An 11,246-nucleotide genomic window follows, 5' to 3' on the forward strand; every position below is an offset into this window, starting at 1 on the left:
GCGAGCGTGATTAGCGCTTGCTGTACTGCGGCGCCTTACGGGCCTTCTTCAGACCCGACTTCTTGCGCTCGACCGCACGGTCGTCGCGGCTCAGGAAGCCGGCCTTCTTCAGCGGGCCACGGTTGTTCTCCACGTCCGCCTCGTTCAGCGCACGGGCCACGCCCAGGCGCAGCGCGCCGGCCTGGCCGGAGATGCCGCCACCGGAGATGCGGGCGACAACGTCGTAGCGGTTGTCGAGCTCGAGCACCTTGAAGGGCTCGTTGACTTCCTGCTGGTGCACCTTGTTCGGGAAGTAGCCCTCGAGGGTGCGGCCGTTGATCTTCCACTGGCCGGTGCCCGGGACGATCCGGACGCGGGCGATGGCGTTCTTGCGGCGGCCCAGGCCGGCGGCCGGCTGGGGGTCGCCGAAGCGGGAGGCGAGCGACTCGGAGGTGTACTCACCCTCCAGCGGCGCCTCGGACTCGCTGGTGTACTGCTCGACCTCGGCCTCTTCGAGCGGGGTCTCGGCGGTGGTCTCAGCCACGATGCTCCTCAGATTCTCTTCGTCTTAGGGGGTGTGGCCGGACTTACTGCGCGACCTGGGTGATCTCGAACGGGACCGGCTGCTGAGCAGCGTGCGGGTGCTCGGCGCCCGCGTAGACCTTCAGCTTCGAGAGCATCTGGCGGCCCAGGGTGTTCTTCGGGAGCATGCCCTTGATGGCCTTCTCGACGGCCTTCTCGGGGTTCTTGTCGAGCAGCTCGTCGTAACGGACCGAACGCAGACCACCCGGGAAGCCGGAGTGGCGGTACGCCATCTTCTGCGAGCGCTTGTTGCCGGACAGGTGCACCTTGTCGGCGTTGATGATGATGACGAAGTCACCGGTGTCGACGTGAGGGGCGTAGACCGGCTTGTGCTTGCCCCGCAGGAGGGACGCGGCCTGAGATGCCAGACGGCCCAGGACAACGTCCTGCGCGTCAATGATGTGCCACTGGCGCTGGACATCGCCGGGCTTGGGGCTGAACGTACGCACGTTTTAGCCTTCGCTTCTAAGTGATTGGGACCTGTACTGGCCACCATGGTCGATATGCCGACACGGGCGGCTCCGGGTGACGCAACCCATTGCCTGCCGTCGGTGATCGGCCCGGTGGACCGGCGTAAGGGCCCCTCACGTGAGATAGAGCAAGCCAATACGCATAACAAACAGGCAGAATACCGGGCCTCCCCCAGGCGGGTCAAAACGCGTCCCGTACGGGGGTGCGATCCCCGCCGTCGCCGCCCCGGCGGCCCGGCCGGCCGCCCCCGCGGCCCAGGCAGACGCACGCCAGCACGGCGGTCAGCGTCCACAGCATCGCCGCGTCCTTGAAGGCCCGCCGCCTGATGTCCTCCAGGTACGGCCAGTCGAGGCCGGAGACCTGCGGTACGAGGGCGATCCAGAACCACACGGTACGGGGCGCGGCGCCCGGCACGGCGACGGACGCCAGCAGCGGGCCGAGCACGACCAGCAGGTAGTGGTCGAACGACGGGCGGGAGACGAGGAAGGCGGCGAGCAGCAGCATCGCGGCCGTCTCGACGAGCCGCAGCGGCCCCGCGTCCGCGCGCCGCCAGCGCAGGTGGGCGCAGGCCACCCCGGCCGCCGCCGCGAGCACGGCCACCCCGTAGGCCACCGGGTCCGGCAGGCCGAGGCGGGCCAGGACCGCGCCGAGCGAGGCGTCGTACGGCCGCGCGAAGACGTCCTGCCCCCGCAGCAGGAACGGCAGCGTACGGGTGAGGAACATCCCGGGCCGCGGCATCACGAGCGCGGCGAGGAGGGACACCAGGAGGGGCACTCCGATCGCCGCGGCCAGCGCCCGCCACCGCCGCGCGAACACGAACAACAGCAGTACGGGCACCAGCATCGGCTTGACCGCCAGCGCCGTCCCGATGACCGCGCCGGCCGCCGTCCAGCGCTCCCGGCGGGCCAGCAGCAGCGCCAGGGGAAATGCCACCACGGAGGCCAGCGTCCAGTTCCCGAGCGTGACGAGGTTGCGGAACGGCTGGAAGAACGGCAGCGCGGCCACCGCCAGCGCCGCGAGCCTGCTGCCCGCCGCGACCCCGAAGATCCGCAGGCTCAGCCACCAGCCCACCAGGACGAGCCCGACACCGGCCGCCGGCACCAGCCACACCAGCCAGGCCCCGGGCAGCAGCGCCTCGGGAACGGCCGCGAGGACCGCCCCCGGCAGATAGAGGAACCGCTTGTCGGCATACGGCGCCCCGCCGTCCAGCAGGGCACGCGCGGCCCGCACGGCGAAGGCGTTGTCCATCCCCAGGTGACCACCACGCCGCACGGTCGCCCAGACCACGACGGCCATCAGCCCGGCGGCCACCGCCCGCAGCGGCCAGGAAGCGGGCCGCAGCAGCCACACCGCGTGCGACGACCGCCCCTTTTCGCCCGCTGCATCCGCTACGTCCGCCACCATGCGGCCAGGCTAGAAGCCGCCGCGCTACCGCTCCCGCTCGACACGACGCTCATCCCACACCGGCTCGGACGTCTCCCGCACCCGACCATCGGAGCCGAAGACCAGATACCGGTCGAAGGACCGCGCGAACCACCGGTCGTGCGTCACCGCCAGCACCGTCCCCTCGTACGCCTCCAGCCCCTCCTGCAGCGCCTCCGCCGACTCCAGGTCGAGGTTGTCGGTCGGCTCGTCGAGGAGCAGCGCGGTGGTGCCGCCCAGCTCCAGCAGGAGGATCTGGAAGCGGGCCTGCTGGCCGCCGGAGAGGCGGTCGAAGCGCTGCTCGGCCTGGCCGCTGAGCTCGTACCGGCGCAGGGCGCTCATCGCCTTGCCGCGGTCCCTGGCGTGCTCCTGCCACAGGATGTCCAGGAGGGTGCGGCCCTCCAGCTCCGGGTGGGCATGGGTCTGGGCGAAGTGGCCCGGGACCACGCGGGCGCCCAGCTTCCACGCGCCCGTGTGCGCGACGTCCTCGCCCGCCAGGAGCCGCAGGAAGTGGGACTTGCCGGAGCCGTTGGAGCCGAGGACCGCGACCCGCTCGCCGTAGAAGATCTCCAGGGAGAAGGGCTTCATCAGGCCCGTGAGCTCCAGGTTCTCGCAGGTCACCGCGCGTACGCCGGTCCGGCCGCCGTGCAGCCGCATCGTGATGTCCTGCTCGCGCGGCGGCTCCGGCGGCGGCCCGGCCTCCTCGAACTTGCGGAGCCTGGTCTGGGCCGCGTGGTAGCGCGAGGCCAGCTCGTGGCTGTTCTCCGCGGCCTGGCGCAGATTGCGTACCAGCTTCTTCAACTGGTCGTGCTTCTCGTCCCAGCGCCTGCGCAGCTCCTCGAAGCGCGCGAACCGCTCCTTGCGCGCCTCGTGGTACGTGCCGAAGCCGCCGCCGTGCACCCACACGTCCGAGCCAGCGGGCCCCGGCTCCACGCTGACGATCTTCTCGGCGGAGCGGGCCAGCAGCTCGCGGTCGTGGCTCACGAACAGGACCGTCTTCTTGGTCTCGCGCAGCCGCTCCTCCAGCCAGCGCTTGCCGGGGACGTCCAGATAGTTGTCCGGCTCGTCCAGCAGCAGCACCTCGTCCGTGCCGCGCAGCAGCGACTCCAGGACCAGGCGCTTCTGCTCACCGCCGGAGAGCGTGCGCACCTGCCGCCACTGCGCCTTCTCGTACGGGACGCCGAGCGCGGCCATCGTGCACATGTCCCAGACCGTCTCGGCCTCGTAGCCGCGCGCCTCGGCCCAGTCGCTGAGCGCCTGCGCGTACGCCATCTGCGCGGCCTCGTCGTCGACCGTCATCACCGCGTGCTCCGCGTCGTCCACGGCCTTCGCCGCCGCCCGCAGCCGCGGCTGGGACACCGACACCAGCAGGTCCCGCACCGTCCGGTCGTCCCGCACCGAGCCCACGAACTGCGGCATCACTCCGAGCCCGCCGCTGACCGTCACCGCGCCGCCGTGCGGCTGCAGCTCCCCCGCGATCAGCTTCAGCAGCGTCGTCTTGCCCGCGCCGTTCGCCCCGACCAGCGCGACCGTGGCGCCTTCCCCCACCCGAAAGGACACATCGCCCAGCAGGACCCGCCCATCGGGCAGGTAGTACTCCAGGTGTCCGGCTTCCACATGTCCCATGCGGGGATTGTCGGCCCCTGACACCACGCGGAACAAACGGGTTTCCCCGGCGACCGTCCGTGCGCTCCGGAGGCCACCGCCCGTACTCCCCCGTAGGCCGCCGCTCACCCGCCCGCGAAGGTCCGTCTGTGACCTGTGCGCATTAGGATGCGCGCCATGAGCTTTGGGCAAGGGGGGCCGTACGGCCCCGGGGGTTCGGGTCCGTCCGCTCCGTCCACACCGGACTGGGCCGCGCTGGCGGAGGAGAGTGAGTCACGCGGGAAGCGCAAGCGGCTGCTGATGATCGGCGGCGGCGTCCTGGCCACCCTCGCGGTGGCCGGCATCGTCGCCACCGCCGTGATCACCAGTAATGGCGGCAGCAACAAGCCGAACGCCCTGCCCTCGCCCCAGAAGCTCCCCGACGAGCCGGCCGATCCCAAGCCGACCTTCTCCGACGTCACCGTCCCCCCGCCGCCGGACCCGATGGACTACATCACCGACGCCGGGAAGGACACCGCGCCGCTCACCACCGCCTCGCTCTTCCCCGAGAAGCAGCTGACGGCCGGCGGCCGCGTCTACCCGAAGGCCACGACCGGCTCCACCGGCAGCTGCACGAGCGTCGCGCAGGGCGGCCTCGGCCCGGTCCTGGAGAAGCACGGCTGCGAGAAGCTGCTGCGCGCCACCTTCTCCCGGGAGGGTGTCGCGGTCACGGTCGGCATCGCCCGCTTCGACACGAAGGCCGCGGCGACCGCGGTCAAGAACGAGTACAAGAACAACCTCGCCGCGCTCTCCGGCGGCAAGGTCGCCCCGTTCTGCCAGGCCACCGCCTGCCGGACGTCGGCGAACGCGGCCGGCCGGTACGCGTACTTCACGATCGCCGGCTACCTCAACGGCAAGGCCGTCGTCGGCAGCGAGACCCAGGCCCTGCAGGCGAGCCGGGACGGCGCCGCGTACGCCTGGAACCGGATCATGCAGCGCGGCCGCGACCAGGCCGACGCGGCGGCGAAGAAGCAGCTCAAGGACTGAGGTACTGACGGGGCGGGGCCCGCGGCCCCGCCCCCCCCGGGCTCAGCAGCAGCCCGCGCCCGGCAGCGTCCGCTTGTTCCGCGCTTCCTTGTTGCGGGCCGCAAGCAGCTCGTCGGCCGGGTAGCCGACCTCCTCCAGCGTCAGCCCGTGCGGCCGTACGACGTGCACCGCCGAGTCCCGCACGCCCGCCGCGAGCACCTTGCCCGGCCACTCCACGGGCCGGTGCCCGTCGCCCACGAACAGCAGCGCGCCCACCAGCGACCGCACCATGTTGTGGCAGAACGCGTCCGCCTTCACGGTCGCCGTGACGATCCCGTCCGCGTCCCGCTCCCAGCTCAGCTTCTGGAGCGTACGAATGGTCGTCGCGCCCTCGCGCCGCTTGCAGTACGCCGCGAAGTCGTGCTCCCCCAGCAGCGGCTGCGACGCCTCGTTCATCGCCGCCACGTCCAGGTCCCAGTCGTGCCACAGCACGTGCCCGCGCAGCAGCGGGTCGACGCCGCCGGGGTGGTCGGTGACCCGGTACGCGTACCGGCGCCAGATCGCCGAGAACCGGGCGTTGAACCCGGCCGGGGCCTCGGCCACCCGCCAGATCCGTACGTCCTTCGGCAGCCGCCCGGCGAGCCGCCGCCGCAGCTTGTCGCCGTGCTCGGCCCACAGCTCCTGCGGCAGGTCGACGTGGGCCACCTGGCCGCGCGCGTGCACGCCCGCGTCCGTCCGCCCCGCCACGGTCAGCTCGTACGTCTCCTGCGCCCGCGTCACGGTCCGCAGCGCGTCCTCGATCTCCTGCTGGACCGTCCGCCGCTCCCGCTGCTTGGCCCAGCCGGAGAAGTCCTTCCCGTCATAGGAAAGGTCCAGCCGCACCCGCACGTACCCGGGCTCCACCTCATCGCTCACGCGACCATCCTCTCAAGCGAAAGGGCCCGCCCCCCGAGGGGAGCGGGCCCGTTCAACGGCCTTGATCAGGCTCAGGCGTCCTTGGACTCCTCGGCCGGGGCCTCGGCGGCCTCGTCCTTGGTCTCCTCGGCCTTGGCGGCCTGGTCGGCCTCCTTCACCGCGCGCTTGGTCGCGGCCTCGGCCTCGTCGACGGTGGCCTTCTTGGCGATCTCGCCCTCGACCAGCTCGATGACGGCCATCGGGGCGTTGTCGCCACGACGGTTGCCGATCTTGGTGATACGGGTGTAGCCACCCGGACGCTCGGCGTAGCGCGGCGCGATCTCGGTGAACAGCGTGTGCACGATGCTCTTGTCCGTGATCGTGGCCAGCACCAGGCGACGGTTGTGGATGTCGCCCTTCTTCGCCTTGGTGATCAGCTTCTCCGCGACGGGGCGCAGGCGGCGGGCCTTGGCCTCGGTCGTGGTGATGCGGCCGTGCTCGAACAGCGACTTCGCGAGGTTCGCGAGCAGCAGACGCTCGTGCGCGGCGCTGCCGCCCAGACGGGCACCCTTGGCGGGACGCGGCATGGTGTTTCTCCTCTGTGTCTGCCCCAGCCGTATCAGGTACCGGGGTCAGTATCCGAGCGGGCGGTCGCCCGTCGGAGACCCGCGCCCCGTAAGGGGCGCGGGGAACTGCGCGACCAGGCACAGCCGATCCGCAGCAAAATCAGACCATCAGGCCCGAGCTCTCAGTACTGCTCGGTCTCGACGAAACCCGCATCCGCGTCATCATCGGCGCCAAAGGCGTCAGCCGCGGCGGTCGGGTCGAAGCCGGGAGGCGAGTCCTTCAGCGCCAGGCCCATGCCGGCCAGCTTCGCCTTGACCTCGTCGATCGACTTCGCACCGAAGTTGCGGATGTCGAGCAGGTCGGCCTCGGAGCGGGCGACGAGCTCACCCACGGAGTGGATGCCCTCGCGCTTGAGGCAGTTGTACGACCGAACGGTGAGCTCCAGCTCCTCGATCGGCAGCGCCAGGTCGGCGGCCAGGGCGGCGTCCGTGGGGGACGGGCCCATGTCGATGCCCTCGGCGTCGATGTTGAGCTCGCGCGCCAGACCGAACAGCTCGACCAGGGTCTTACCGGCGGACGCCATGGCGTCACGCGGGCGCATGGCCTGCTTGGTCTCGACGTCGACGATCAGCTTGTCGAAGTCGGTGCGCTGCTCGACACGGGTCGCCTCGACCTTGTACGTGACCTTGAGCACGGGGCTGTAGATGGAGTCGACCGGGATACGGCCGATCTCCTGGCCCACCTGCTTGTTCTGCACGGCGGAGACGTAGCCGCGACCGCGCTCGACGGTCAGCTCCATCTCCAGCTTGCCCTTGCCGTTCAGCGTGGCGAGGACCAGGTCGGGGTTGTGCACCTCGACACCGGCCGGCGGGGCGATGTCCGCGGCGGTGACCAGGCCGGGGCCCTGCTTGCGCAGGTACATCACGACCGGCTCGTCGTGCTCCGAGGAGACGACCAGCTGCTTGATGTTCAGGATGAGGTCGGTGACGTCCTCCTTGACGCCCGGCACGGTGGTGAACTCGTGCAGGACACCGTCGATCCGGATGCTGGTGACCGCGGCACCGGGGATCGAGGAGAGGAGCGTACGACGCAGAGAGTTGCCGAGGGTGTAACCGAAGCCCGGCTCCAGCGGCTCGATCACGAACCGGGAGCGGTACTCGTCGACGACCTCTTCGGTCAACGAGGGACGCTGAGCGATCAGCATGTTTTTGATCCTTCAGTCGTGGACGCCCGCTATTTGACGCCCGCTGTACTACAAGGGTACGGGCGGTACGGCCCAAAAGTGCCGTACCGCCCGCGACCGCAAGCCCTACTTACTTGGAGTAGAGCTCAACGATCAGCTGCTCCTGCACCTGGGTGTCGATCACCTGGCGCTCGGGCAGCGAGTGCACGAGGACGCGCAGCTTCGAGGGGACCGCCTCCAGCCAAGCCGGGACGGTCCGGTCGCCGGCCTCGGCCTGAGCCACCTGGAAGGGGGTCATGGTGCGAGACTTCTCGCGGACCTCGATGATGTCGTTCGCGGCGACGCGGGCCGACGGGATGTCGGTCTTGCGGCCGTTCACGGTGATGTGGCCGTGGCGGACCAGCTGACGGGCGTGGTCGCGGGACTTCGCGAAGCCCGCACGGTAGACCACGTTGTCCAGACGGGACTCAAGGATGCGCAGAAGGTTCTCACCGGTCTTGCCGGACTTCTGGTTCGCCTCCTTGTAGTACCCGAGGAACTGCTTCTCAAGGACACCGTAGATACGGCTGCACTTCTGCTTCTCGCGCAGCTGCAGCAGGTACTCGCTGTCCTTGGTGCGCCCGCGACCGTGCTCACCCGGGGGGTAAGGACGGATCTCGATCGGGCACTTCGCGCTCTCGCACTTGCTCCCCTTGAGGAAGAGCTTCTGCTTCTCCCGACGGCAACGCTTGCAGTCGGCCCCGGTGTAACGCGCCATATTCTTGTGTCTCCTACTTCAGCTGGTCAGACGCGGCGGCGCTTGGGCGGGCGGCAGCCGTTGTGGGGGGTCGGGGTGACGTCCTGGATCGAGCCGACCTCGAGGCCGGTGGCCTGGAGGGAGCGGATCGCGGTCTCACGGCCGGAGCCGGGACCCTTGACGAAAACGTCGACCTTGCGCATGCCGTGCTCCTGCGCGCGGCGGGCGGCCGACTCGGCGGCCATCTGCGCGGCGAACGGAGTCGACTTACGCGAACCCTTGAAGCCCACGTGACCGGCCGAAGCCCAGGAAATCACGTTGCCGGTGGGGTCGGTGATCGAAACGATCGTGTTGTTGAACGTGCTCTTGATGTGAGCGTGCCCGTGGGCAACGTTCTTCTTCTCCTTGCGGCGCACCTTCTTGGCGCCGGCCGTACGGCCCTTCGGAGGCATTCATTACTCCCGTGGAGGTGGTCGGTCCTACAGCGAAGACCGCTGATAAGCGTCCGCTGAGGACTACTTCTTGCCCGGCTTCTTCTTGCCGGCGATCGCGCGACGCGGGCCCTTACGGGTACGAGCGTTCGTGCTGGTGCGCTGACCGTGGACGGGCAGGCCACGACGGTGGCGCAGGCCCTGGTAGCAGCCGATCTCGACCTTGCGGCGGATGTCGGCCTGAATCTCGCGACGGAGGTCACCCTCGGTCTGGAGATTCGCGTCCACGTACTCGCGGATCTTGACCAGGTCCTCTTCGGGAAGGTCACGAACGCGGGTGTTCGGGTCGACATTGGCAGCGGCGAGGGTCTGCTTCGCCAGCGTGCGGCCAATGCCGAAGACGTAGGTGAGGGCAACCTCCACGCGCTTTTCGCGCGGGATGTCAACACCTGAAACGCGTGCCATCGAATGGCTCCTGTGTTGTTTCGGGGGTCTGCCACAGAGCCGCTCCCGGCCGCCGACCGCTCTTGCGTGAAAGGCAGTGGTACGTCCTGGGTCCCCGGCCCCCGCCGGAGGTGTCGTCAGCCATTACGGCTCGACGGGCTCTGCGTATGTACGTGTGCTCGCGTCGCGCGAAGAACTGCGGGAAGTGCAGGTCGTGCGTCAGCCCTGGCGCTGCTTGTGGCGCAGGTTGTCGCAGATGACCATGACCCGGCCGTGGCGGCGGATCACCTTGCACTTGTCGCAGATCTTCTTGACGCTCGGCTTGACCTTCATGGGGTGAGGTTCTCCGGGTCAGTGCCGTACGCCCCACGGGAGCGGGGCAGCGGCAAGATCTACTTGTAGCGGTAGACGATCCGCCCACGCGTCAGGTCGTACGGAGACAGCTCCACCACGACCCGGTCATCCGGGAGGATACGGATGTAGTGCATCCGCATCTTGCCGCTGATGTGCGCGAGGACCTGGTGACCGTTCTGAAGCTCCACCTTGAACATCGCGTTCGGGAGGGACTCGATCACGGTGCCCTCGATTTCGATGGCACCTTGCTTCTTGGCCACGCTTCGCCCTTCGAATCGGCTACCTTGATCAGCTCTCGTGCGATTCACCCGATTCCCGCATCCGGGGACGCAGGCATACGGATGCACGAGATCCGACGCGTCAGTCTACGTCAGCGCACTCGAAAAGACGAATCCACGATTATTGCCCAGCCACGTAGATCGTTACGCCAGAGGATCGGGAGCGGTTTCGATGCCGGCCCCCCTCTTGATGCCGCTCTCGCGGGCTCGGCGCCTGGGGCGCCTCACGGGCTTCGAGCGGCTGCGCCGGCCTCCGACCGACGGCTCCTCGTTCACGCCAGCGGATCGGGAGCCGTTTCGATGCCGTACTCGGCGAGCTTCGCCTTGCCGCCGTCGGGCGCCGTCAGCACCAGGGGCCCCTCCTCGGTCAGCGCGACCGAGTGCTCCCAGTGCGAGGACCAGCCGCCATCGTTGGACTTCACGGTCCAGTCGTCCTCGAGGACGTGGGTCTTGGCGGTGCCGAGGTTGACCATCGGCTCGATGGCGATGCAGAAGCCGGGGACCAGCTTCGGGCCGCGGCCGCGCTTGCGGTCGACGTAGTTCAGCAGGTGCGGGTCCATGTGCATCTGCGATCCGATGCCGTGGCCGCCGTAGTCCTCGACGATGCCGTACTTGCTGGAGGAGGCCGGGCGCGGCTGGCGCTTGATGTAGCCCTCGATCGCCTTGGAGATGTCCACCAGGCGGTTGCCCTTGCGGACCGCGGCGATGCCGGCCCACATCGACTCCTCGGTCACCCGGCTGAGCTCGACCAGCTCAGCGGAGTGACCGGAGCCCACGAAGGCCGTGTACGCGGCGTCGCCGTGCCAGCCGTCGACGATCGCGCCGCAGTCGATGGAGATGATGTCGCCGTCCTGCAGGACGGTGTCAGCGGAGGGGATGCCGTGCACGACCACGTCGTTCACCGACGTGCAGATCGTCGCGGGGAAGCCGCCGTACCCGAGGAAGTTCGACTTCGCGCCGTGCTCGGCCAGCACCTTGCGCGCGGCGTCGTCCAGGTCCTTGGTGGAGGCACCGGGCACCGCCACCTCACGGGTGGCGGCGTGGATCGCGGCGACGACCAGCCCCGCCTCGCGCATCTTCGCGATCTGCTCCGGGGTCTTGATCTCCACCATTGGCCCTTCCTTTGCGGCTGAACCGCCGCCGCTCTCGCGGAGGTGGCCGATCGCCGTCGTGGTTCCTCGATTAACGGTTGCCGTTACCACGGTACCCGGACGTGATTCGGCCGCGGGGCCCATCAGGGCGCCGCGGCCGTCTCGGAGAGTGCTCCCGCGGTTCCGCGGCCCGGCACTCCAGGG

14 protein-coding genes are annotated in these 11,246 nt (G+C 69.5%); 1 reads left to right on the top strand and 13 read right to left on the bottom strand.

The features are described 5' to 3' along the window. Positions 1–10: 10 nt before the first annotated feature. From rpsI to ACZ4MH_RS16595, 4 genes are all read right to left on the bottom strand, one after another. Positions 11–523 carry a 30S ribosomal protein S9 gene (rpsI, locus tag ACZ4MH_RS16580; RefSeq protein WP_351590596.1) on the bottom strand — a complete coding sequence of 171 codons (513 nt, stop codon included), beginning with the start codon at positions 521–523 and terminating at the stop codon, positions 11–13. A 43-nt stretch (positions 524–566) separates the two neighbouring features. After that, a complete protein-coding gene (gene rplM / locus ACZ4MH_RS16585) occupies positions 567–1,010 on the bottom strand; it encodes a 50S ribosomal protein L13 (RefSeq protein ID WP_030619882.1) in 444 nt (147 codons plus the stop codon). 202 nt (positions 1,011–1,212) lie between these two features. Beyond that, positions 1,213–2,436 (bottom strand): glycosyltransferase 87 family protein, encoded by a 1,224-nt coding sequence (locus ACZ4MH_RS16590; protein WP_351590591.1) that lies wholly within the window; start codon positions 2,434–2,436, stop codon positions 1,213–1,215. A 24-nt stretch (positions 2,437–2,460) separates the two neighbouring features. After that, positions 2,461–4,080: an ABC-F family ATP-binding cassette domain-containing protein gene (locus ACZ4MH_RS16595; protein WP_351590588.1), complete on the bottom strand. Its 1,620-nt coding sequence runs from the start codon at positions 4,078–4,080 to the stop codon at positions 2,461–2,463. A 156-nt stretch (positions 4,081–4,236) separates the two neighbouring features. On the opposite strand from ACZ4MH_RS16595, the gene ACZ4MH_RS16600 reads away from it, so the two are divergent. Continuing rightward, entirely contained in the window at positions 4,237–5,085 is an 849-nt protein-coding gene (locus tag ACZ4MH_RS16600; RefSeq protein ID WP_351590585.1) for a hypothetical protein, read from the top strand. 42 nt (positions 5,086–5,127) lie between these two features. Here ACZ4MH_RS16600 and truA read toward each other — a convergent pair whose 3' ends face one another. The 9 genes from truA to map form a co-directional block, all read right to left on the bottom strand. After that, positions 5,128–5,979, bottom strand: a complete 852-nt coding sequence (gene truA / locus ACZ4MH_RS16605) for a tRNA pseudouridine(38-40) synthase TruA (protein WP_351590582.1) — start codon at positions 5,977–5,979, stop codon at positions 5,128–5,130. A 71-nt stretch (positions 5,980–6,050) separates the two neighbouring features. Next, positions 6,051–6,545, bottom strand: coding sequence for a 50S ribosomal protein L17 (rplQ, locus tag ACZ4MH_RS16610; protein WP_351590579.1), 495 nt, complete (start codon positions 6,543–6,545; stop codon positions 6,051–6,053). A 161-nt stretch (positions 6,546–6,706) separates the two neighbouring features. Beyond that, positions 6,707–7,729, bottom strand: coding sequence for a DNA-directed RNA polymerase subunit alpha (locus tag ACZ4MH_RS16615; RefSeq protein ID WP_003956430.1), 1,023 nt, complete (start codon positions 7,727–7,729; stop codon positions 6,707–6,709). Between the two features lie 109 nt (positions 7,730–7,838). Next, the gene (rpsD, locus tag ACZ4MH_RS16620) at positions 7,839–8,465 is read right to left on the bottom strand and encodes a 30S ribosomal protein S4 (RefSeq protein ID WP_351590576.1); all 627 of its coding nucleotides are present in this window, start codon (positions 8,463–8,465) and stop codon (positions 7,839–7,841) included. A gap of 26 nt (positions 8,466–8,491) precedes the next feature. Then, entirely contained in the window at positions 8,492–8,896 is a 405-nt protein-coding gene (gene rpsK / locus ACZ4MH_RS16625) for a 30S ribosomal protein S11 (protein ID WP_004571845.1), read from the bottom strand. Positions 8,897–8,959: 63 nt separating this feature from the next. Next, the gene (gene rpsM, locus ACZ4MH_RS16630; protein WP_351590573.1) at positions 8,960–9,340 is read right to left on the bottom strand and encodes a 30S ribosomal protein S13; all 381 of its coding nucleotides are present in this window, start codon (positions 9,338–9,340) and stop codon (positions 8,960–8,962) included. A gap of 198 nt (positions 9,341–9,538) precedes the next feature. Then, positions 9,539–9,652, bottom strand: a complete 114-nt coding sequence (gene rpmJ, locus ACZ4MH_RS16635; protein ID WP_003956441.1) for a 50S ribosomal protein L36 — start codon at positions 9,650–9,652, stop codon at positions 9,539–9,541. Between the two features lie 59 nt (positions 9,653–9,711). After that, entirely contained in the window at positions 9,712–9,933 is a 222-nt protein-coding gene (gene infA, locus ACZ4MH_RS16640; protein WP_030262853.1) for a translation initiation factor IF-1, read from the bottom strand. Positions 9,934–10,223: 290 nt separating this feature from the next. Next, complete coding sequence (gene map / locus ACZ4MH_RS16645; RefSeq protein ID WP_351590569.1) at positions 10,224–11,063, bottom strand: type I methionyl aminopeptidase; 840 nt, start codon at positions 11,061–11,063, stop codon at positions 10,224–10,226. Positions 11,064–11,246: the final 183 nt, after the last annotated feature.

Source organism: Streptomyces sp. NPDC026301, assembly GCF_055567935.1.